This window comes from Sandaracinomonas limnophila (assembly GCF_004005965.1).
Taxonomy (GTDB): domain Bacteria; phylum Bacteroidota; class Bacteroidia; order Cytophagales; family Spirosomataceae; genus Sandaracinomonas; species Sandaracinomonas limnophila.
The window spans coordinates 662,394-684,714 of sequence record NZ_SACY01000001.1; the positions used below are offsets into that span (position 1 = coordinate 662,394).

Sequence of the window (22,321 nt, forward strand, 5' to 3'; positions counted from 1 at the left end):
TATGAAACTAGATGTTTTAGTGATGGCCGCCCACCCCGATGATGCTGAATTAGCCTGTTCGGGTACAATTTTAGCTTTGATCGCTCAAGGTAAAAAAGTGGGAATCGTAGATTTCACCAGAGGCGAACTAGGAACAAGGGGTACCCCTGAAATTCGATTAGCTGAATCTGCGGAAGCAACTAAAATATTAGGTATTCATGCAAGAGAAAATCTGGAAATCAGAGATGGCTTTTTTCAAAACGATGAAGCAACACAATTGAAATTGGTACAGGTAATACGTAAATACCAACCAGATGTGGTATTAGCCAATGCCTTGGAAGATCGACATCCTGACCATGGAAAAGGTGCCAAATTAGCTATCGATGCTTGTTTTTTAGCTGGATTGCGACAAATTAAAACCGAAGTAAACGGTGAAGAACAAGTTGCTTGGCGACCAAGAAATGTCTATCACTACATCCAAGATCGTTACCTAGAACCCGATTTTGTTTTCGATATAACTCCTTTTTGGGACACCAAAGAAGCCTCCATTCGTGCCTTTAAAAGTCAATTCTTTGATCCAAATTCCAAAGAACCAGCTTCATACATTTCCTCTCCAGAATTCTTAAACTTTATCAAAGCCCGTGCCATGGAAATGGGACATAAAATAGGAGTTGTTTATGGAGAAGGATTTCAGACGCAAAAAACCTTGCAGGTGTTTGAATTTTAAATTGTTAATGGTAAATGGTTAATGGTTAATTGTTAATGGTTGATTATTGTAATTTTATTTTTCTAATTAACAATTTACAATTAACCATTAACAATTTTTTATGGCGCTAGACGCCCAATCTCCCACTTCCCATCTATTAACTGATAAATTACCCGGTCATGTAAACGAGACGGTCGGCCTTGCCAGAATTCAAAATAAGTCGGAATTAATTCATATCCACCCCAATAATCAGGTTTAGGTACTTCTTTCCCTTCAAATTCTTTTACCAATTGATTAAATCTTTCTTCTAAAAATTCACGTGAATCTATGCGAGAACTTTGTTTGGATACCCAAGCTCCTAATTGGGATTCACGCGGTCGAACTTTAAAATATTCATCTGAATCTTGTTTGGATAATTTTCTCACTTCGCCTTCAATTCGAATTTGTTGTTGTAATTCTACCCAAAAAAAGGTAATGGCTGCATTTGAATAAATGGCTAAATCATCTCCCTTGTGTGATAAATAATTGGTGTAAAATGAAAAGCCCTCTCCTACACTTTTTAATAAGACAATTCTACCTGAAATTCGCCCGGATTTACTTAAAGTACTCAAATGCATTGCATTGGGTTCTGGTACCTGAGCCGATTGGGCTTGTTTGAACCAAATTTTAAACTGCTCCAATGGATTCGGGTCCACCATCGACTCCAACAATTCACCCTTTTGATAATTTTCTCTTAACTCAGCTAAATTCATTTTTACAGCTTTAAATTCTTTATCTTTACATCTTGTTGCTTTGGCAATCAAAATCTAATATAAATTTATGAAAAAATTGTTCCTTTTCGATGCAATGGCATTAATTTATCGTGCACATTTTGCATTCGCTAAAACTCCGAGAATTTCTTCCAAAGGTTTAAATACCAGTGCGGTATTTGGATTTGCCAATACAATTCTCGAAGTCATCCAAAAGGAAAAACCTGATTACTTGGGAGTTGCCTTTGACACACCTGCTCCTACGTTTCGACACGTTGACTTTCCTGCCTACAAAGCACAGCGACAAGAACAACCTGAAGATATAACCGTTGCCATTCCCTATGTAAAGAAATTAGTTGAGGCAATGGATATTCCATTACTTATATTAGATGGTTATGAAGCAGATGATATCATTGGAACGATTGCAAAAAAAGCAGTTCAGGCCAATCCTGAAATTGTGGTTTATATGATGACTCCAGATAAAGATTATGGACAATTAGTAGAAGAACGCATCAAAATGTACAAACCTGCCTTTATGGGTAAAGGAGTTGAAGTTTTAGGACCAAAGGAGGTTTGTGAAAAATGGGACATCCAAAACGTTGACCAAGTAATTGACATGTTGAGTTTGATGGGAGATGCTGTAGATAACATTCCAGGAATTCCAGGAGTTGGGGAAAAAACCGCACAAAAATTAATTGCCGAATACGGTTCTTTAGAAAATTTATTAGCCAATACAGCCGATTTAAAAGGAAAACTCAAAGAAAATCTTGAAAACTATGCTGAACAAGGTCGGATGTCGAAACATTTGGCACGCATTTTATGTGAAGTACCCATTGACTACCAAGAAGAACGCCTACTTGCAACACCGGCAAAAAGGGATTTATTAGAGCCCCTTTTGGAAGAGTTAGAATTTAGAACACTAAAAAAACGAATCCTAGGAGAAGAATCCCCAGTTGTAGTTACTAAATCTAAGGCCCCTAAAGTTGCAAGTAACCAAATTGACTTATTTGCATCTTCAATTGAGGAGGAAACAGGCCCAGAACCTAGTTTCACTAATCACAAAAATCTTCAAAGTACGGCTCACCAATACCATTTGGTTCAAGGACTTGCTGCTGTTAAGCAATTAATTCAATACCTTACCCGACAAACTTCAGTTTGTTTCGACACCGAAACTACAAGTTTATTAGCAGTTGAGGCAGAATTGGTTGGTATATCATTTGCCTATCGCACAGGAGAAGCATTTTACATTCCCTTTCCAGCTGACCAAACGGAAGCAAAAGAACTTCTTGAGCCTTTAAAAGAGGTTTTTGAAAATGAGAAAATTCAAAAAATTGCCCAAAATATCAAATATGATATGAGTGTTTTGGCCAATTACGGAATTGAAATTAAGGGAGAAATTTATGACACCATGTTGGCTCATTATTTGATAGAGCCTGAAAAACGTCATAATATGGATGCATTATCCTTGGCCTATTTAAATTACGAGCCCCTTTCTATTGAAGAGTTAATAGGTAAAAAAGGAGCAAAACAAGGCAATATGAGGGATGTAGAATTAAACCTCATCAAAGAATATGCCGCAGAAGATGCGGATATCACCTTGCAACTGAAACCGCATTTAGATAAGGTTTTGGACAAAAATCCAAAAGGAAAAACACTTCTTCATGAGCTTGAAATGCCCTTAACTAGAGTTTTATCAGCCATTGAACGCGAAGGTGTAAATTTGGACATCCCCTTCTTAAAAGAAATGTCTAACACCTTGGAATCTGATGTCAAGATTGTACAGGAACGAATATATGAACTAGCAGGTAAACAATTCAATATCGCGTCCCCTAAGCAATTGGGTGAAATTTTGTTTGAAAAGTTAAAACTAGACCCAAAGGCTAAAAAGACCAAAACGGGTCAATATATGACTGGGGAGGAAATCCTATCAAAAATGGATGCGGAGCATGAAATTGCTTCCAAAATTTTAGATTTCAGAGAACTACAGAAGCTAAAATCGACTTACGTAGATGCTTTACCTCAATTGATTTGTGCCAAAACGGGAAGGATACATACCTCATTTATGCAAGCAGTAACTGCAACGGGCCGATTATCTTCTAAAGACCCAAATCTTCAAAACATACCTATCCGGACAGCGAGAGGTCGAGAAATTAGAAAAGCATTTATCCCAAGAAATGAAGATTACCAAATTCTTTCTGCAGATTATTCGCAAATTGAACTGCGTATAATGGCTGCTTTTTCTCAAGATGATTCCATGTTAGATGCCTTTAACAAGGGTCAAGATGTACATAAAGCAACTGCCGCTAAAGTTTTTGGAGTTGCCTTAGAAGATGTGGATTCCGACATGAGAAGAAAAGCGAAAACTGTAAATTTTGGTATTATTTACGGAGTTTCAGCTTTTGGATTAGCAGAACAAATTGGTATTTCAAGAACAGAAGCCAAAGAAATTATCGAGCAATACTTTGTACAATTTCCGAAGGTCAAGCAATTTATGGACCAATCTATACATCAAGCTCGAGAAAACGGATATGTGGAAACTGTGATGGGTAGAAGGCGCTATTTACGTGATATATTGTCTGCCAACATGAATGAACGTGGATTTGCTGAGCGAAATGCCATCAATGCCCCTATTCAGGGTTCAGCGGCTGACATGATTAAAGTAGCTATGATTCAAGTTCATGACTTTTTGGTAAAAGAAAAATTAAAAACCAAAATGATTTTAACCGTACATGACGAATTGGTTTTTGATGCACATAAGGATGAAATTTCATTTGTAAAAGACAAAATCGATCACATCATGTGCAATGCCTTAGACCTTGGCATTAAAATTGAAACCGGAATTGGATTAGGGAATAACTGGCTAGAAGCGCATTAGAAGTGGAAAGTGGAAAGTGGAAAGTGGAAAGTGGAAAGTTAAAATTACCAAACAACTTTTAAAAAAATAATTTAAATTGCAGGGGATAAGGGGCGGCATTTCCCCAAACTTAAAATAAATTGAAAATCCTAACTAGAAACTGATAAAGATTTCCACTTTCCACTTTCCACTTTCCACTTTCCACTTTCAACTTTCAACTTTCAATTTTCAACTTTCAATTTTTTAGTCTTCAAAACGCTTAGTAATGGCGCCATACGAATCAATTCGTCTATCTCGAAAAAACGGCCAGGTTCTGCGATAATATTCTGCGGAATCCATATCAACTCCAATTACGGAAATTTCCTCTTTGTGGTGTGAACCTTGGAAAATAACCCGTCCGAATGCGTTGGAAACAAAGCTCCCTCCCCAAAACTGTTGTCCATTTTCTACCCCTACCCGATTCACTGAAACCACTGGAATTCCGTTGGCTACTGCATGTGAGCGTTGAATAGTTTGCCAAGCTTGATATTGCTCACGATTTATTTCTCCATCCTTTTCTTCTAAATCCCAACCTATTGCCGTTGGATAAACTAACACTTCAGCCCCCTTCAAAGCCGTTAATCGAGCCGCTTCCGGGTACCATTGGTCCCAACAGATTAAGACACCAATTTTGGCATATTGTGTTTCAAAAACTTTGTAACCTAAATCTCCAGGTGTAAAATAGTATTTTTCATAGTATCCAGGATCATCTGGGATATGCATTTTACGATATTTCCCCAAATAAGTACCATCTGCGTCAATCACAGCTGTGGTGTTGTGGTACAATCCAGCCGCTCTTTTTTCAAACATTGAAGCTACAATAACCACTTTCAATTCTTTGGCAAGTTCCCCTAAAATGTCAGTATTTTTTCCTGGAATTGGTTCAGCTAATTCAAAGTGGTTTTGACTTTCTTCGAAACAGAAATATACCGATTGAAATAATTCTTGCAAACAAATTACCTGAGCACCTTTGGTAGCAGCTTCACGTATGGAAGTAATAGTTTTATCCCAATTTTCAGTAGGGTTTTCAGAACAAGTTAATTGCAGCAAGGCAAATTGTACATTTCTCATAATTATTCAAAGATAGGGTCTAAATCCAATTTCATCCCACAATCAAAATGAAATAAGGGACAAACGTCTGTTTCAATTTTTTGACAAGGTTTACAGGTTAATCCTAGTAGTTCAATCGGCTTAATTTGTGCCCCTTTCAGTAAAAATCCATCTGTAGGAGCAGTATTTGTATATAAAACTACAGGTTGTTTGCCTAATAATACAGACAAATGCAGCATAGCCGAATTGTGAGTAATTACCTTTTCAGCTTTATTTATAATAGTTGCTGATTGCTCTAAAGTTGTTTTTTTACACAAATTTATCACTTTTTCAGGAAACAAAATCTCTAAGCGGTCTCCAAAATTCTTATCCCATTCATCACCAATTAACACCAAAATTCCTTCCCATCTATCTACTAATTCAATCATTTTAGGATAGGAAATCACGCGAACCACACGCCTTGCCCCTAAAGCAAAAACCGAATATTTGGAAGGAAGTGAAAACTCATTTATTGATTCTTCCTCACATTTTATCAGTTGATCATTTATCTGTATTGGAAAATCAAAAGGATTTATGGCCTTTCGTCTTTGAAATAAACAAAAACAAATAGCTTTTGACTGAAAGGAATTGCTAAAGTCGATAATTTCATCAAATTTTTCTTTCCACAAACTACTTACTGTGGCAAAAAAATTATCCTTAAAATAATGCCATTGATCAACTTGAGAAACAATTGATTCCAATTGCTGATGAGAAGATTTCGTCAAAAAATGAACTTCAAGGTTTGGAATAGAGCTTTTTATAGCAGAAAGAGCCGGCAGGGAGACTAAGACATCGCCCAGATTTTCCAAAGAAATACACAAAATCTTCTTCATTGATTAAAATTTCCTTGCAAAATTAGAAAAAAAGGCAATTTACCCTAAATCTTTCCTATTTTTCGGTAAATTGCACTCTAATACAGTAAAATTACAAATGGAAAACAAAAAGCAAGATACCGCCTCTGCCTTAAAAGATATTATTTCCCACGCTAAAGAATACGGATTTGTATTCCCCTCTTCAGAAATTTATGATGGTTTACAAGCTGTTTACGATTACGGACAAAACGGTGTTGAGCTTAAAAATAATTTAAAAACAGTTTGGTGGAAAGCTATGACCATGTTGAACGACAACGTGGTAGGTATTGATGCAGCCATTTTTATGCATCCATTAACTTGGAAAGCATCTGGTCACGTTGATTCGTTCAACGACCCAATGATCGACAATAAGGATTCTAAAAAAAGATACCGTGCTGATACTTTATTAGAGGATCGAGCTGCACAATATGATGCTGAAGGTAATGAAACTAAGGGAAAAGCTCTTTTACAACAAATGGCAAAATGCTTAGATGCAGGAGATTTGGAAGGAGTTCGTCAGATTATTATTGATGAAAATATTACTTGTCCTGTGTCTGGAACTGCTAATTGGACCGAAGTTCGACAGTTTAATTTGATGTTTTCTACCCAAGTTGGTGCCGTTTCAGAAGATGCAAGTTTGATTTATCTTCGTCCAGAAACTGCACAAGGAATTTTTGTAAACTTTTTAAATGTTCAAAAAACGGGGAGAATGAAAGTTCCATTTGGTATTGCACAAATTGGAAAAGCCTTCCGTAATGAGATTGTCGCAAGAAACTTTATTTTTAGAATGCGTGAATTTGAACAAATGGAAATGCAATTCTTTGTTCGTCCGGGTTCTGAAATGGAATGGTATGCCACATGGAAAAACACACGCATGAAATTTCACCAAGCAATTGGATTACCGGCAGCAAAGTTAAAATTCCATGACCATGAAAAATTAGCCCATTACGCAAATGCGGCTGTTGATATTGAATTTGAATTCCCATTTGGCTTTAAAGAAATTGAAGGAATTCACTCAAGAACGGACTTTGATTTAAAAGCACACCAAGAGTTATCGAAGAAAAAGCAACAATATTTTGATCCTGAAATCAACGAAAGTTACATACCTTATGTAGTTGAAACCTCAGTTGGTGCCGATCGCTTATTTTTGGCAACACTTTGTAATGCCTACACAGAAGAAACAGTTGGCGAAGGAGAAAATCAAAAACAAAGAGTCTTTTTAAATCTACACCCTGCAATTGCACCAGTTAAAGTTGCAGTTTTACCATTGGTTAAAAAAGATGGTTTGGCAGAAAAGGGACAAGAAATCTACAATTCACTTAAACATGCCTTTAACACAACTTACGATGAAAGTGGTGCAATTGGCAAACGATATACTCGACAAGACTTAATAGGTACTCCTTATTGTGTAGTTGTCGATTATCAAACCATGGAAGACCAAACAGTTACTGTCCGCGACAGAAACTCTATGGAACAAGAGCGCATTTCTATAGCTGACCTAAAAGAAAAATTAGGACATGCTGTATCGATGGAGCGTATTTTTGAAAAATTAGTTTAATTTAAAAACGCAAACAACGATGAGTACGATGACCGAAGAATCGACAAGTTTACCAGCAGAAAACCAAGAGCAAACTCAAATTACGGAGAATTTTGCTACGGAAGAAAAAATCGTAGAGATTCCAAGTCTTGACCTTCCTGCCAATAAATCTGACTTGTTAGGATTTTTTGAAAAAATCAAATCCATAGCTTCTGAAAGTAAGACTGCAGCAGATTTCAAGAAAATTGAAGAAGCAATAAAAGATGCAAGACAATTGTTTGTCAATCTTCGTTCAGAGGAAAAAACAGCAGCTTTAGCAAAATTCAAAGAGGAAAATGAAAATGCTGAAGAAGGATTTAATTTTAAAGGAGATGAAATTGATCAAAAAATAGAAAACGTTTTAGGTTCAATTCGTGAGATTCGTCAAAGCTTCTTTCAAACTTTAGAAAAACAAAAAGAAAAAGTTTTAGAAGGTAAAACTCGTTTGTTAGATGAATTAAGGAAATTAGTTGATGCTGATGAAAATTCAGATCCTGCTCATGTAAATGCAAGTTTCAAAGCATTTAAAAAGATTCAGGAAGAATGGAAGTCATTGGGAAATATTTTAGGTCCCCAAAATCAAACCTTTTGGGAAAGTTACCATGCATTGGTGGATCGATTCTTTAGCAATAGAAGTATCTTTTTTGAATTATTGGAGTTGGATCGTAAGAAAAATTTACAAGCTAAAGATATCATTGCAAGTAAATTAGAAGCTTTAGCTAAAAAAGTAAACGAAGGTCCTTTACCTAAATTATTAAAAGAAGCAGAGGAATTATTTGAAGAATATAAGCACATTGGTCCAGCACACAAAGAAATTAATGAAGCACTTTGGCTAAGAGTTAAAAAGGCATTAGACGTACTTTTTGCTGAAAAAAGACAAATACAAGAAGCACAAAAAGCTGTTTTTGAAGAGAACTTAAAAATCAAAAAAGAATTAAACGATTTGATGGCCCACCATGCTAGGTTTGTTTCTAGCAGCATTTCTGAATGGAATCAAGCATCTAAAGCCGTTTTAGCCCTACAAGAACAGTGGGGTAAATTAAAAGGTGGAGTGCCACGTGAGGCCGGAAAAGATGTTAGCCACCAATTCTGGGCTAATTTAAAGACCTTCTTCAAAAACAAAAGTGAATTCTTTAACAAAATAGATGCTGAAAGAAAAGCAAATTTAGCTGCAAAACAAGGTTTAATTGATCAGGTAAAAACTTTAACAGAATCTGAAAATGCAGCTGATAACACACAAGCTGTAATTGAATTGCAGAAAAAGTGGAAAGACATTGGACATGTTCCAGAAAAACAGAAAGATTCAATCTATAAGCAATTTAAAGAAGCTTGTGATGTATTTTTCAATCAAATTCGAGAAAAGAGTAAGGGTGCAAAAGATGCGGAGTTTGAGGGCAATTTAACTGCGAAGAAAGGAATTATTGAAGAATTAAAGTCGATGCTAAGTGACCCGAGTTTATTGGCAAGTTTAAAAGCAAAAAAAGAAGCCTGGGATGCTATTGGTTTTGTACCGAAAAAGAATTTAAAGGAAATTCAAGACGAATTCAGAAATACTTGGAATCAGGTCATTGATTTGGCCAAGACTCAACCTAAAGAACAATTAGCTGCTTGGGGATTTGAGTTAAAAGGTTTACCCTCTGAATCTAAACAGGAAGAAAGAAAACCTGTATCAGGAGATGCTCGTAAAAAAATTCAGACCTTGGAAAATGAAATAGCTACTTTACGTAACAACTTAGAATTCTTCGCAAAATCAAAAAATGCTGATAAGTTAATTGCAGAGGTAGAAAAGAAGATTGCCAGTGCAGAGAAAGAGTTGGGGAAGTTGAGGGGTTAATTGTTAATTGTTAATTGTTAATTGTTAATTGTTAATTGTTAATTGTTAATTATTAATTGTTAATTAAAATTTTCAATCATAAAATATTGAGAATCAAATCATTTACAATTAACAATTAACAATTAATAATTATTTCAAAAATTTATTTGCAAATTCCCCCTAATTTACTAATTTTGCATCACCAAATCGCCTCCTTAGCTCAGCTGGTAGAGCAACTGACTTGTAATCAGTAGGTCATTGGTTCGATCCCGATAGGAGGCTCAGAAAGCTCAACAGTAATGTTGAGCTTTTTTGTTTAAATCTACTCCAATCTAATTTACATAATCTGCATTTAAATGCCCTATTCAGCATTTTTTAAAAAAAATAATAGAGCAATTGATTACAATTAGATCCAATGACACATAATCAATCAACTACAATTTAATAAAAATATTGTCATTAAAATTCACCAATTTTGCTGGTAAATTTATCATTTTTATGTAATTTGACTTTATTAATTAATCACTAATAAAAATTAACCACTTTAAATCAAATTGTTCTTTTCAATAAATATATCGTTTCCTTTACTCCAAAGTAATAATAAATAAACTTTGAAATAATTTCACTATGGAACATCTCTTTCAGAAGGCTATTTTTTTATATATGATCAATTGGATATTATTTAGCTTTATATATCTTGAATACAAGCGAATAAATGCAGGATTTGGCGGTATTTTACTTTCATCTGGATATGGTTTTTTATTAATAAAAACTTATACTAAATTAACTATCCCGATACAACTTTTCGGTTTGTATTTAGTCAATAAAAAAATTGACCTAAATTGGCAGGAGAATATATTAATTTTTCTGACTGGCTGGATAGGTTTTTACTCTATAATTGGACAAATTTTGGCATATAAAATTCTAGGTCCAATTACATTGTTTTTCATTTATTTAGGATTAATTTTAATTCCTATTATATGTTTCTATCTATAATTAACCAACATATTAACCTAATAAGCAAAAATTTAAGTAACAAGAATATTTTAACTTAAAAAATCACTAACATAAAATATGACACACAAAATCCCTTATAAAAAATTCAGTTTTTATAAACCCAATCAATTGGAAAAACATCAATACATGCTAATAAAACAAAACTTAAAATTAAACTCAAAATTCAAAATCAAACCAAGCTTCAATTACAAAGCAACTTTTAAATTTGAATTGTCTATATTAAAGATAGTTGGATGCTGTATTATTGCTTTTTTAATCTTAAATTCAATAAGTTCATTTTTTGAAATTAAAATATTAAATGAAATTTCAATTATTCCATTATTTATAGGATTTATGATATTTCTTCTATTTTCGTTTTTTAGTTTAATTCCAACCCTGATATCGTTATTAGATTATAAATTAGATGAAAATAATTATTATAAGAAACTTAATATTGATATATTAAAATCAATTAATTATTTGGATTTTTTAGAACTTCAAAATAATCTTAAAAAATAAACTGATTAACAAAAACAAAATATAATTTAAAAACAAAAATTCGACATAATTAACTTTAATATTATACCTTATTATTTTCTAAAATTAAAATTCATGATAAAAAAAACAATAATGTTAGTTTTTTTACTAATATCAAGTTCTTTTTACTGTTATTCTCAATCACAAATTATTTCAGAGAAGGAATTAATAAAACAAATTTCTTTTACATTTTCTTACTTGGGAGTTGGTGGTGATGATTTTGATAAACTCACTGAATGTTTGTTAAAAAAAATTAAAAATAAATATCCAAATTTCCCTAAAAGAATAAAAAATTCGCAATTAAAGGAGATAGAATCGCTTTCAAAATTATATTCTAATCAATGTATAAACATTGATGGGTTGAATTTATCTTTCAGGTGGACACCTTTTTTAGAAAATATGTTATTTTCAAAATTATATGATATTGAAGAACTTAAATCAATTGATTCACAAAAAAGAAAAAACTTTAGTGAATGTGTTATTGAAGGATTAAAAAACCAATATCCTCAAGGTATAAAATTGGTTAATGGCCTATTAAACCGAGATCCCAATAATAGTCCAGTATATAAATGTAAAAATATTTTATTAGATTAAACTTAGTATTAATCATAAAAATTAAGCTTTAGTATAAAAAATTAAAGTAAAATCACTTTATTTTTTAACTAGTAATTCAAAAAGAATGACAAAAACTACATTAAAAATTATTTTTATCTTTTCTATCTTTATAATTAGCTGCAAGAAATCAAATGAAGAAATAGCGAAAGAATCAATTCGTAATTATTTGAACGAAAACTTGGATGATATTTCTACTTATGAACCTGTAAAATTTGGAAAATTAGACACTATTTTTTCTTTTCAAGGAAATATAATAAAAATAAAAAATCTAAATGAGCCATTGATATTTGTTTCTAATGAAAGCAATAAAAAATTAGGTTTTTTTAACAAACAAACGTATGATATTTTGCTTTTTGATTTTTCATTTCATAGTTTGTTGTGGTATAAAAATAAAATTATACTATTTGATAATAATTCAAGAAATTTTTATTGGGTAGCCTATGATTCACCTACAAAAAACAGAAAGATTAATTCAAATAATCTGCCAGATATTTCTAGTGAAAACAAAATAATTCAATTTTCTAAATTAGACGCATTAGAATTTGAAATGTTTCATTCTTTTCGGCTAATAAATAATCAAAATAAAAGATTTCTCACAAAAAAATATTTTAAATTAAATAATGATTTAGTTGTGATCTCTTCTTTGGATTATACTTTAATCGGTCAAAATAAAAATATTTATAACAATTCTATTAATGATGCTGATACAGCTGTTGCTGATACAATGGCTGTTATGTCGTACTAATGAAGGACCTAATATAATTTTATAAATCCGTAAAATAATTCTTATATTTTTATAAATTCATCCTTTTGATTTTTACAATAATAAACAGTAATAAATAATTAACACAAAGGTTAAATTCTTAAAAAGAGCAGGAAATTCCTGCTCTTTTTTTATTCAAAAATGGTTCAGTTTATCACCAAAGGTTGGACGGTAAATATTTATACATTTGTAAACAAAAATGTTTATATTTGCTATATGAAATCTTACATTGAAAAATTTAAAGGTATACATCCGGGAATTATCTTAGATAGGGAATTAAAAAAAAGAGCCCTTTCTCAGAGACCCTTTGCTCTTTCTATCGGGGAGCATCCACAAACACTAAATGCCATTACCAAGGGTAAACGTAATTTAAACACATCCATTGCTTTAAAAATTGAAAGAAAATTAGGATTAGATGAAGGCACTTTAGCGATTTTGCAAACTTACTTTGATATCAATGAAGAGAAGAAAAAGCTACCGCAAAACACTCCTAACCTTTCCATTATAAGGAGCTCATTATTTTGGGATACAGACATTAATAAAATAGACTGGATTAAGCAATCTAAAGCGGTAATTCAACGAGTATTTGAAAGAGGAAATGAGCTTGAAATCAATGAAATTAAACATTTCTATGGTACGGCCACCATCAATGAGGCAATGAAAAAGATTGTAGTAGAACCATATACAGTTTATTCAAAAACCGAAAAAAAGAATGCTGTATTATAACACAATTAACGAGCTTTTAAAAAATAGCCTGTACATTTTAATGAATTCTGCTATTTTTAAACCTTTTAGATTAGTAGGTGGTACGGCACTTAGTTTGCAAATAGGCCATAGAGAATCAGTTGATATAGATTTATTTAGCGACCAGGAGTACAAATCCATTAATTTTGAAGAAATTGACAATTTTCTTAAACAAAATTTCAAGTATGTATCAACGAATCAGCTACCACCAGCATTAGGCAAAGCTTACATCATTGGAGCGGATGAAAAAAATACAATCAAATTAGATATTTACTATACAGAACCAATTAGCTATCCATGTGTAGAAATTGAAAATATTAGAATGGCTTCTTGTACCAACCCCTATTTACTACTTACACAGTTTATGGGATAGTGCCATACACAGTACAAACCTAAACCTAGGAAAGCATTTCATTAAGACAACGTATGCTCTAATCTTTCTTTCCATTTTTTCCAGTCGGGAATAATTCTTTCTTGCAGTTCGTAGAATGCTTTATTATGATTATGATGTATTAAATGACATAGTTCGTGAATGACCACATATTCGATACTAGCCTTTGGGGCTTTGACTAATTCAGTATTTAGGATTACTTTTCCCGATTTAGTACAACTACCCCAACGTTTTTCCATTTGGCGAATTTCAATTTCGGGTTTTTCTAGGTTGTATTTTGTGAATTTTTCTAATGCCTTTATTACTAACTCTTCAAATAATATAAAGGCTTTTTCCTTATACCATTCGTTGAGTTTTTTTTCTAAATATTCTGGGTTGATTTTTTTTGTCGTAATTATCATTTTTCCTCTGTATAGCTTAATTTCATTGAAATTATCTTTACAGATTTCCATTTTATACTGTCTTCCTAGATACAAATGTGTTTCTCCGCTAACAAATTGACGTTTTTGCGTTTTTGGCAAGTAACTATAAAAAAATGCTTGTTGCTTTATTATCCAATTGGCTTTGGATTTAACTTTTTTATTGATTTCTGCAATGCTTGCTTCATTTGGAGCCACAACAGTTACCAAGCCATCGGGTAAAACTTTTATTCCTAATGACTTTCTTGCTGCAAAAGACAATTTATACTGAATACTTTTGCTACCGTAGTTTACTTGTTGGATTGAATGTAACATTAAACGTATTTAAGTTTAGCAATCTTGATAACTTCTTCTATCAACTCATCTATCTTATCAAAAGAGAATTGAGTATCGTACTGCTGTTGTTTCTCAAAAAGCAAATCATCTAAATTGTTTTTCAATTCCTTTTCAATTTCTGTATTGGTTTGCCAATCAATTATGAGTGTTTCGTTTTCGTAAATTATACTTTTTATGCACTCCTCAATTTCTATTGCAGTAATGGCTTGTACTTCTTTTGGTTCGGGCGTATTACTAAAACTATTCTCTAAAACCGCATTTATCAAGTTATAAAACGCTACTGCATTCGGCTTTTCCTCGATGGATTTTGGGACATTATTTTGCTTTCCGGTAAGAAATTGGTTTTCGTATTCTTTTGCTCTTTGTAAATACAAAGCCTCATCTATTCGATGCTGATGATAATCGTTAATTGCCTCTTTGATTAAAGTTGATAAATTTTTGTAGAAGATAGGGTCTTCATTCATTTTGACATTAATTGCTTTAATCGTCCTAGTGGCTATATGGTCAGCTTTTGCAGCTTTACTTGTAATCTTTTCTACTTCTGCTTCTCTTTTGTCTTTATCAAAAATATTAACCAGTTCAGTTATTTTTAAAACTTCACCATGCGTAGTAATGTGTTTGTCAATTAGCTTCTGAACTTGAGGCTCGTATGCTGCATAATCTAAATCATCAAAATATCGTCGTTTTACATCTACTCGCAATTGCAAGAAAAACTTACTGTCTTTTTTATACTTGTCAATTACTTTCTCGTTTTTAATATCATTAAACTGTAATGATGCCATTGCCAGTTTAAACAAACGAATAAAAGCAGATAACTTTTCATAAAATGGATGTCTGATACTTACATCATTTAATAATTCGGAATAAGCTTCAGCATCATATTTATTCTTTATGGATTTAAAAATATCCCATAACTCACTATGTGCTTGGGGTAATTTTTCTATTTCAGCATTAATATTGGTTATTGTTCCTGATAGTTCTTCGTTATCAAAATCACTCAATCCACCATAGGTATTAAGTGCATTGTCAAGATTTTCTAAATTACCGTAATAGTCAATAATAAAACCATATTCTTTTCCCGGAGCAACTCTGTTTACCCTTGCTATCGCTTGCAATAAGGTATGTTCTTTTAAACTTCGTGTTATGTAGAGTACTTGATTGTTTGGTGCATCAAAACCAGTTAACAGTTTATCTACTACAATAATGAGTTCGGGTTGTTCTTGTTTTTTGAATGCGCTGATTACTGATTTTTCATAGTTTTCCTGTTTACCATATTTACTCATCATGGCTTTATAGAATTTTAGTACTACATCTTCATTTTCTTCAAAAGCATCATCATAATTTTCTCTTGTATCCGGTGCAGAAATTAAAACTTCACAACTCACTTTTCCTATTTCCTTGATATTCTCTCGGTATTTAATAGCAGTTGTTTTATTTGGAGCTACCAACTGACCTTTGAAACCAGTACCTTGTATGTTAGCTTCAAAATGTTCACTTATATCCCATGCTCTAGCATAAATTACTTGGTCGGCTTTGTTTAGTTGATTGGCAGTACTGTATTTTCTTTTTAATGCAGTTTTACCATAAGGAGTTAACGGTTCAGAAACCTTATCAAAAAAAGTATCTAATGGCTTTTCGTTAACTTCAATTAAATTATGCCGTCCTTCATATAATAATGGCACTACTGCTTTGTCTTCGACTGCATCAGTAATAGAATAAACGTCTATCAAACCACCAAATTTATTGGCTGTGCTTTTTTCTTTTTTCATCAAAGGAGTTCCGGTAAAAGCAACAAAACAAGCATTTGGAAAAACCTTTTGCATTTTTACATTAAATGTTCCGTATTGGCTGCGGTGTCCTTCATCAATTAACACAAAAATATTGGGTGATGTAAATCCTTCTTTAGATTGGTTTATAGCTGCTTCAAACTTGTGAATTAGCGTTGTTATTACCGCATCTTTTGGGCTGTTTATTAACTCTACTAAATGTTTTCCTGTTTGTGCTTCTTCAACATCAACATGGCATTTTTGAAATGTTTCTGTAATTTGAGTGTTTAAATCTATCCTATCTGTAACCAGTATAATTTTTGGGTTTTTAATACTTTTTTCGGTTGCTATAAGCTGTGCCAACATTACCATAGTAAGCGATTTTCCACTTCCTTGTGTATGCCATATTACACCACCTTTGCGTTTTCCATTCACATCGGGAACACTAATTTTTTTAAGTGTTTCTTTTATGGCAAAATACTGTTGGTATCGTGTTATTTTTTTTATTCCATCATCATAGACAATGTAATTGAAAATTAAGTCTAAAAGTCGCTTTTTTTGACATAAACTAAATACTAGTTTGTCTTGTTCGGTAACGATTACCTCTTCTTTTTCAAGTTGGTTGAAATAATGCAATACATTTTTGAAACGTTGATTGAAAATTGCTGTTCGCTCGGTGTTGGGTAATTCACTATTTTTCAGTTGACGGATGGCATCAGCATATTGGATACCCTCTTCTTTAGTTCTGAATACTTCTTTCCAAACGCTCCAAAACTCTTTTTGAGTAGCTGTAGTGGCATATCTTGCTTCATTGACAGCTAATGACATTACCAAATTAGAATATTGATATAAACCTCTTATTCCATCTTCTTGTTGATTACGCAAGTGTTGAGAAATCGCTTCGTTAATTGGGTCTTTTATAACGTTGCTTTTGCATTCAATTACGACCATTGGAATACCATTGATGAACAACACAATATCGGGACGATAAGTATCATTTCTTTCGCTTCGCAATACAGTATATTCTTCTGTAACATGAAAGCTATTGTTTTCTATATTCTCCCAATCAATGTATTGAAAAGAGAAGCTTTTTTTATCGTTTAAAATGTTTTGTTCTAAACTTTTGCCCAAAGTAATTAAATCAAAAAATGCCTGATTTGCTTTGGTAAAACCATCTTGTATTGGAAGCTCCCGTAAAGCAATAACAGCCAAATTGATATTACTTTCTGAAAAAGAAAACTCTTTGCCTTTGTATTGAATACTATTTATTTTTTCGAGTTGCTTTTTTAAAATTGGTTCCAATAACACGTTACTGGTTCTAACGCCTCGTAGTTCCATAGCTTCCTCTGGCGACAAGTATTGGTAGCCCATTTTTATCAATAATTGCAATGCCGGAATTTGACTTATATGGTCTTCTATGTAGGATGGTGTGTTCATTTAGAAAATTGTTATTTACAAAAAAATGTTAATAAGTATGCTAAAAATCAAATATGTTTATATATTTGCAGTGCCTATTTCACATAAAGGTCGGCTCCATGCCGTTGAAGGGTATCCTTCTTAGTGTGAAGATGGGCTTTTTTTATGCCTTTATTTTTTATTTTCTTCATTAGTATAAAGGTTTATTACAGAATTGATTTTCGTATCTAAAAAATCAACATATCTATTTTCGCCTCTCTCTATTTTACGTTGCAATGCCCATAAAAAATAATCGGCAATATTAATGATTGGTTCAGTAGTTGGCTTTTGCACATTAAATACCATTTCACAGCAATTACAGGCTTCCGGATATTTGTGTTTTGCAATGGCAACGGCTTTTTGCAATCCCTTTTCGAGATTGGTGTGGGTTGTACATCGACTGCGATGCGCAATGTTTAGTACCAATTTATCAAATCCATTTATACTCGTGTGTAACAGATGCGAAAGCATATCGGCATAAAATTCTGCCTGATTACCGTTATGTTTCTTTTCATAAACATTATAGTCTTTCCTTCCTACGACTGCATCGAAATGACAATCAATTGATTTAATCAATTCAAATCCTAGCTTTCTAACCTCCGGCACATCGTCTTTGGCATGAAGAAAATATCCCATCTTTGATTTCTTTTTCTGAATACTGGGAACCTCCAATAAATAAGGGTCGTTTGCTATGGTAGTTTGTAACTGAATTATTTTTTCTCTAACCTCATGAATAGGTTCATTGATGGTAAGCATACCTAAAATAAAATAGTTAGAAACGCCATCAGCACCAATTAAAGGGGTTTTACCTTTGCCATAAAAAGTGGTATCACCTGCCTCGTCTAAAAAGCAGTGGTACTGAAACGTTGGCACTTTTATTATTTTTGTATCACTATCCATAAATTATTAAATTTTCACTTTAGTATAAAAAGTGTTGTGATTTTTTTGCATCCGCAATGTCAGAACATCATATTGTTGCGGTCTTTAATATAAACTTGGGTTCATAACTAAATACTTTCATCTTACATTAATAATTTAAATATTGGCAAAGCAAAAACAGAAACCAGAATTCCTATTAGGAATAGAAAAGCTCCGATTTTAAAAAATTTATATTTTAATGAAGTAATTCTTGAATTATAAAGTATTTGAGTAACTAATTCTCTTTCATAAGTAGTAAATTCGTCTTTTGAACCTGTTTTTTTAAGAAACTCTTTTTCAAATTTTTCTTCTTTTAAGTCTTTTAAATATCCATAAAAATGAATATTCTCAAATGATTTATCTTTATCTATTTTATTACTTAGATAATTAATAAACTTCATAGAATTTCTTACTTCTCCCTTTTTATTTTTACTTTCAATTTTCGTTACAATTGGGAAAAGAGAAATTAAGCAAGGAATAAATGATAGAATTGAAAATGGCACAAAAACACAAAACGCAACCATCTTAATAACGCTGTCATTGCTAAACGTAATTTGTGTTAGTCCAAATACTATTGCTGCATTTAAAGTCAATAGACCAAAATTTTTTGCCTCTGCAAATTTCAACCAATCATTCTCATTATTAAAAATTTTGTAAAGCTGTTCTTCGTAATTTAACTTATTCATATTTGTTTTTATTTTAATTTATAGTCCAATGTACATTGCCACCAAATAATTTGCCCTTATAGTTTTTTATTTGATGTGCTTTTTCTTTCCAATAATTTTTTACTATGTCATTTCTAGTTAGATTATTGCTTTTAAAACCATTATAAACAGCTTCTGTCATTAGAATTGGAGGATAATCATATACTCTTTCTTTTTTTGCGAAACTTATAAAGTTACCACCTGACATTCCTAATTCTCCTACTCTATAACTGGTTATGCTATTTGCAAATTCTTCTGCTGACATTTCTACTGTTTCAACTTTATTTGAATATAATGGTTGATTATCCGGAACTGGGTTTGAAAATGGAGTTAAACTCAATCCACCAAAAATTGATAAATAATTTAGTGGGTTTCTTTTTACTTCAAAATAAGTCTCCTTAATCACCTTATTTGCACTGTCAGTAAGACGAGAAGCAATATTTGCCGGATAACCAGCCCAAACAAGACCTTTGTTTTCAGCATTTTCATTACCATTCCTTTGAATACCAACTTTGATTGTTCTTAAATCTCCATAATCAATACCGATACCACATTTGAAATCAACATTTTTGAATTGATTGTTTATAATATATTGAGCAATATGATTTATTGAAATTGCACAATCAACCGCATTTGTAAAACAATCTTTTACAGGAAACACAATCATTACTCTATCTCCGATGATATTACGAACATGCCCATTATGATGTCTTGCAACTTTCAAAACTGCTTTAGTAAAAGCAGAATAAATTTTACCCATAGTGATATTATGATGCTTCTCTGTTAAACCAACAGAGTTTCTAATATCTACATATAAAACACACGTTTTTATAACTTTTCCCTTCTTTTGAATGCCACTTTCAAAAGTTAGTTGGGCATCATTTCTTTGAGGAACTTCTGTAGCTATGTAATAAACAAAATCAGTATTGATGACATCAATTACATCATTCTCAATTTCTTGGAGTTTTGTTTTTATTGGCATATTAATCTATGTAATATTTTTAAACGTCATATACTTAATTTCATTAAAATCAATACCCTGTAAATTATTAGCTTCAAAACCTCTACAAGTAACTATCTTATCATCAAAAATGCTATACAACCAACCTAAACGGTCATAGGTTGAACCAGTATAAAAATTAATTGCATTTGGCTTTGAAACACTTTCTAATCTATATAAATCAGTTATTGGCTGACCAATAATCGTATATTCTCCATAGTGTTCTCCGGGTACCTTATAATAATTAATTAAGCCTTTGTGGATAGCTACTTTTACATGTTTATCCGAACCATAAAACTCTTTAATCACAGCTTCTGCGCATTTTTCTGCTTTGTAAACATAATGTGGGTTTTCTAAATCTAAAAAAGGTCTGCCAAAAACACAGATTATACCGTCTCCCATTAATTTTTCAATTTCTCCCCCATGCTCATAAATAATTGGAATAACTTTTTGATAGTAATCATCCAAATAGGTTTTTATCCTTGCATTAGAATAACCCTGAATAGTTTTAGAAAAGGAATTAATATCAATGAAAAGCAAAGCAACATCTTCTTCTTTACTATTGTCAAAGTATTCTACAATTTCAGGTTTTTGAACGTTTAAACTTTCGGTTAACATTGAAAACATTCGTGATTCACTAGCGCTTTCATTTAGATTACCTGAATTAAATGCTTTTCTAATTACATCTTTAGCTTCGGTATTATCTAAATACTCTTTGACTTTTAAGTCTGCCCTATTAAGACTGAAGTATTGCTTTTTTAATTCATAAATTTGATTAAGGTTTGGCATAGTTTCTCCGTATGTTAAATTCTTACTCTAGTTTTCCCGGTTAATAACTGCTGCATCAATCCTTTTTTTTGCAACTGCAAAGTTTCCAGTTTTTGTTGATATTGGTTGAGTTCTTTGATGGCAGTATCTATTACTTTTACAATTTGCTTTTGCTCTTCTATATCCGGCATTAATAGAGGACATTCTAAGACTTCATCTTTTTTAAGATTGGTTTGACTAACACCATTATTGAAGGCTAAATAATAGCTGTTTCTATTGAGTAAATGAAACAAGAACTTACTCTCAGTCCCTTTTTTTGCTGTTAATGCACAAATTCGTTGATTTAGCGTGTATTTATAATTAGCATCGATGTAAAAACATTTTGCCAATGCTTTACCGTTAGGAATATCACTCATAACCATAACAATTTCGTTCTTGTAAAGCGGACACAAATTTTCGCTTGAAGCTTTAGAAATCTTAGCATCAGTTGAAATGAATTTTGAATTGACTACTATATAATCACCCTCTACATCAATAGAATTCTCATGCGCTTTACCATTTTTAAAAATTGCCACTTCTTCTAGTGATTTTAAATGCCATTGCGATTTTTCATAACCATTTAACCGAGTTTTGCCAGAAAGTAGTTGTTGTACTATCCCAATATTTCTATTTTTCAAACTATCAACAATTTGCTTTGAAATGTTTATGGCTTCGTCAAGACTACCTAGTATTTCTGCTATTTTTTGTTGCTCTTGAATGGGAGGAATCGGAATTAGTATTGAATTAATAATATTTAAATTCAACCCTCCTCTTCCGCCATCACCTGTCGAGAGTTGTCTTAATTCATTATATCTAAAATCTAAATTATAATACAGATATTCTTCATTAAATTCATTCGAGGGCAAAATCGCTGCCACTGATTGATTTGTGCATAGTTCAATTAAATTCATCGCTACTGTCCCTCTTGTTTTACCTTGACCGGCTAACCCGATTAATACACATTTCGCAGGAATTAATTTAGTGCTTGAGTTCTTTAAACCAGATTCTGTTATTCTGCCTTCAACATCAAATATTTTTTTTAAATTTAGGTCACCTGAACTCATCCACTTAATATTTCCTCCCCAGTATTCTTTTTTTTGAGTTGAAGGTGTACCACCTGCTGTAGTTTTTGCAATTTTACCAAGTTTCTTAATTTCCCAATCAATAGGAATTAAACCAATTGCAGTTTGTTTGTATGTAGTAGTGTTACTCAT

General features: G+C 32.3%; 20 protein-coding genes and 1 tRNA gene. 11 read left to right on the forward strand and 10 right to left on the reverse strand.

Annotation, left to right across the window (positions count from 1 at the left end):
- The first annotated feature begins 1 nt into the window (after window position 1).
- Window positions 2-706, forward strand: a complete 705-nt coding sequence (gene bshB1, locus EOJ36_RS02890) for a bacillithiol biosynthesis deacetylase BshB1 (protein WP_127802513.1) — start codon at window positions 2-4, stop codon at window positions 704-706.
- A 98-nt stretch (window positions 707-804) separates the two neighbouring features.
- Here bshB1 and pdxH read toward each other — a convergent pair whose 3' ends face one another.
- On the reverse strand, window positions 805-1,488 hold the full coding sequence (gene pdxH, locus EOJ36_RS02895; protein ID WP_317125892.1) for a pyridoxamine 5'-phosphate oxidase: 684 nt from the start codon (window positions 1,486-1,488) through the stop codon (window positions 805-807).
- Between the two features lie 16 nt (window positions 1,489-1,504).
- Here pdxH and polA point away from each other — a divergent pair, with 16 nt between their 5' ends.
- Complete coding sequence (polA, locus tag EOJ36_RS02900) at window positions 1,505-4,309, forward strand: DNA polymerase I (protein ID WP_127802515.1); 2,805 nt, start codon at window positions 1,505-1,507, stop codon at window positions 4,307-4,309.
- 222 nt (window positions 4,310-4,531) lie between these two features.
- Here the strand turns inward: polA and EOJ36_RS02905 are convergent, their stop codons facing one another.
- Together EOJ36_RS02905 and EOJ36_RS02910 are read right to left on the reverse strand one after the other, a co-directional pair.
- Window positions 4,532-5,398, reverse strand: coding sequence for a carbon-nitrogen hydrolase (locus tag EOJ36_RS02905; RefSeq protein WP_127802516.1), 867 nt, complete (start codon window positions 5,396-5,398; stop codon window positions 4,532-4,534).
- Window positions 5,399-5,400: 2 nt separating this feature from the next.
- Entirely contained in the window at window positions 5,401-6,249 is an 849-nt protein-coding gene (locus tag EOJ36_RS02910; protein WP_127802517.1) for a glycosyltransferase family 9 protein, read from the reverse strand.
- 97 nt (window positions 6,250-6,346) lie between these two features.
- Between EOJ36_RS02910 and EOJ36_RS02915 the strand changes: the two genes are divergently transcribed.
- The 9 genes from EOJ36_RS02915 (at window position 6,347) to EOJ36_RS02955 (ending at window position 13,684) form a co-directional block, all read left to right on the forward strand.
- On the forward strand, window positions 6,347-7,825 hold the full coding sequence (locus EOJ36_RS02915) for a glycine--tRNA ligase (protein ID WP_127802518.1): 1,479 nt from the start codon (window positions 6,347-6,349) through the stop codon (window positions 7,823-7,825).
- A 19-nt stretch (window positions 7,826-7,844) separates the two neighbouring features.
- Window positions 7,845-9,677: a DUF349 domain-containing protein gene (locus tag EOJ36_RS02920; RefSeq protein WP_127802519.1), complete on the forward strand. Its 1,833-nt coding sequence runs from the start codon at window positions 7,845-7,847 to the stop codon at window positions 9,675-9,677.
- 188 nt (window positions 9,678-9,865) lie between these two features.
- A tRNA-Thr gene (locus tag EOJ36_RS02925) sits at window positions 9,866-9,938 on the forward strand.
- A 345-nt stretch (window positions 9,939-10,283) separates the two neighbouring features.
- A complete protein-coding gene (locus tag EOJ36_RS02930) occupies window positions 10,284-10,652 on the forward strand; it encodes a hypothetical protein (RefSeq protein ID WP_127802520.1) in 369 nt (122 codons plus the stop codon).
- A gap of 78 nt (window positions 10,653-10,730) precedes the next feature.
- Window positions 10,731-11,171, forward strand: a complete 441-nt coding sequence (locus EOJ36_RS02935) for a hypothetical protein (protein ID WP_127802521.1) — start codon at window positions 10,731-10,733, stop codon at window positions 11,169-11,171.
- A gap of 93 nt (window positions 11,172-11,264) precedes the next feature.
- Window positions 11,265-11,783, forward strand: coding sequence for a hypothetical protein (locus tag EOJ36_RS02940; RefSeq protein WP_164847821.1), 519 nt, complete (start codon window positions 11,265-11,267; stop codon window positions 11,781-11,783).
- Window positions 11,784-11,868: 85 nt separating this feature from the next.
- A complete protein-coding gene (locus EOJ36_RS02945; RefSeq protein ID WP_127802523.1) occupies window positions 11,869-12,549 on the forward strand; it encodes a hypothetical protein in 681 nt (226 codons plus the stop codon).
- Between the two features lie 159 nt (window positions 12,550-12,708).
- Entirely contained in the window at window positions 12,709-13,293 is a 585-nt protein-coding gene (locus EOJ36_RS02950) for a helix-turn-helix transcriptional regulator (protein WP_238944379.1), read from the forward strand.
- Window positions 13,294-13,333: 40 nt separating this feature from the next.
- Window positions 13,334-13,684: a nucleotidyl transferase AbiEii/AbiGii toxin family protein gene (locus EOJ36_RS02955; RefSeq protein WP_164847822.1), complete on the forward strand. Its 351-nt coding sequence runs from the start codon at window positions 13,334-13,336 to the stop codon at window positions 13,682-13,684.
- Window positions 13,685-13,725: 41 nt separating this feature from the next.
- Here the strand turns inward: EOJ36_RS02955 and EOJ36_RS02960 are convergent, their stop codons facing one another.
- The 7 genes from EOJ36_RS02960 to EOJ36_RS02990 form a co-directional block, all read right to left on the reverse strand.
- Window positions 13,726-14,436, reverse strand: a complete 711-nt coding sequence (locus EOJ36_RS02960; protein ID WP_127802525.1) for a M48 family metallopeptidase — start codon at window positions 14,434-14,436, stop codon at window positions 13,726-13,728.
- Window positions 14,436-17,660 carry a type I restriction endonuclease subunit R gene (locus EOJ36_RS02965; RefSeq protein WP_127802526.1) on the reverse strand — a complete coding sequence of 1,075 codons (3,225 nt, stop codon included), beginning with the start codon at window positions 17,658-17,660 and terminating at the stop codon, window positions 14,436-14,438. Before EOJ36_RS02965 ends, EOJ36_RS02960 begins: the two co-directional genes overlap by 1 nt.
- Window positions 17,661-17,810: 150 nt before the next feature.
- Entirely contained in the window at window positions 17,811-18,578 is a 768-nt protein-coding gene (locus tag EOJ36_RS02970) for a DUF3800 domain-containing protein (RefSeq protein WP_127802527.1), read from the reverse strand.
- Window positions 18,579-18,700: 122 nt separating this feature from the next.
- On the reverse strand, window positions 18,701-19,282 hold the full coding sequence (locus tag EOJ36_RS02975; RefSeq protein ID WP_127802528.1) for a Pycsar system effector family protein: 582 nt from the start codon (window positions 19,280-19,282) through the stop codon (window positions 18,701-18,703).
- A gap of 13 nt (window positions 19,283-19,295) precedes the next feature.
- Window positions 19,296-20,282, reverse strand: a complete 987-nt coding sequence (locus EOJ36_RS02980; RefSeq protein ID WP_127802529.1) for an adenylate/guanylate cyclase domain-containing protein — start codon at window positions 20,280-20,282, stop codon at window positions 19,296-19,298.
- Window positions 20,283-20,288: 6 nt separating this feature from the next.
- A complete protein-coding gene (locus EOJ36_RS02985) occupies window positions 20,289-21,089 on the reverse strand; it encodes an adenylate/guanylate cyclase domain-containing protein (RefSeq protein WP_127802530.1) in 801 nt (266 codons plus the stop codon).
- Window positions 21,090-21,103: 14 nt separating this feature from the next.
- Window positions 21,104-22,321, reverse strand: a complete 1,218-nt coding sequence (locus EOJ36_RS02990) for a restriction endonuclease subunit S (protein WP_127802531.1) — start codon at window positions 22,319-22,321, stop codon at window positions 21,104-21,106.

What these genes read in the sequence shown, in the direction of transcription:
- bshB1 (WP_127802513.1), top strand. Translation starts at nt 2, where the DNA reads ATGAAACTAGATGTTTTAGTGATGGCCGCCCACCCCGATGATGCTGAA.
- polA (WP_127802515.1), top strand. Translation starts at nt 1,505, where the DNA reads ATGAAAAAATTGTTCCTTTTCGATGCAATGGCATTAATTTATCGTGCA.
- EOJ36_RS02905 (WP_127802516.1), bottom strand. Translation starts at nt 5,398, where the DNA reads ATGAGAAATGTACAATTTGCCTTGCTGCAATTAACTTGTTCTGAAAAC.
- EOJ36_RS02910 (WP_127802517.1), bottom strand. Translation starts at nt 6,249, where the DNA reads ATGAAGAAGATTTTGTGTATTTCTTTGGAAAATCTGGGCGATGTCTTA.
- EOJ36_RS02915 (WP_127802518.1), top strand. Translation starts at nt 6,347, where the DNA reads ATGGAAAACAAAAAGCAAGATACCGCCTCTGCCTTAAAAGATATTATT.
- EOJ36_RS02920 (WP_127802519.1), top strand. Translation starts at nt 7,845, where the DNA reads ATGAGTACGATGACCGAAGAATCGACAAGTTTACCAGCAGAAAACCAA.
- EOJ36_RS02930 (WP_127802520.1), top strand. Translation starts at nt 10,284, where the DNA reads ATGGAACATCTCTTTCAGAAGGCTATTTTTTTATATATGATCAATTGG.
- EOJ36_RS02935 (WP_127802521.1), top strand. Translation starts at nt 10,731, where the DNA reads ATGACACACAAAATCCCTTATAAAAAATTCAGTTTTTATAAACCCAAT.
- EOJ36_RS02940 (WP_164847821.1), top strand. Translation starts at nt 11,265, where the DNA reads ATGATAAAAAAAACAATAATGTTAGTTTTTTTACTAATATCAAGTTCT.
- EOJ36_RS02945 (WP_127802523.1), top strand. Translation starts at nt 11,869, where the DNA reads ATGACAAAAACTACATTAAAAATTATTTTTATCTTTTCTATCTTTATA.
- EOJ36_RS02950 (WP_238944379.1), top strand. Translation starts at nt 12,709, where the DNA reads ATGGTTCAGTTTATCACCAAAGGTTGGACGGTAAATATTTATACATTT.
- EOJ36_RS02955 (WP_164847822.1), top strand. Translation starts at nt 13,334, where the DNA reads ATGAATTCTGCTATTTTTAAACCTTTTAGATTAGTAGGTGGTACGGCA.
- EOJ36_RS02960 (WP_127802525.1), bottom strand. Translation starts at nt 14,436, where the DNA reads ATGTTACATTCAATCCAACAAGTAAACTACGGTAGCAAAAGTATTCAG.
- EOJ36_RS02965 (WP_127802526.1), bottom strand. Translation starts at nt 17,660, where the DNA reads ATGAACACACCATCCTACATAGAAGACCATATAAGTCAAATTCCGGCA.
- EOJ36_RS02970 (WP_127802527.1), bottom strand. Translation starts at nt 18,578, where the DNA reads ATGGATAGTGATACAAAAATAATAAAAGTGCCAACGTTTCAGTACCAC.
- EOJ36_RS02975 (WP_127802528.1), bottom strand. Translation starts at nt 19,282, where the DNA reads ATGAATAAGTTAAATTACGAAGAACAGCTTTACAAAATTTTTAATAAT.
- EOJ36_RS02980 (WP_127802529.1), bottom strand. Translation starts at nt 20,282, where the DNA reads ATGCCAATAAAAACAAAACTCCAAGAAATTGAGAATGATGTAATTGAT.
- EOJ36_RS02985 (WP_127802530.1), bottom strand. Translation starts at nt 21,089, where the DNA reads ATGCCAAACCTTAATCAAATTTATGAATTAAAAAAGCAATACTTCAGT.
- EOJ36_RS02990 (WP_127802531.1), bottom strand. Translation starts at nt 22,321, where the DNA reads ATGAGTAACACTACTACATACAAACAAACTGCAATTGGTTTAATTCCT.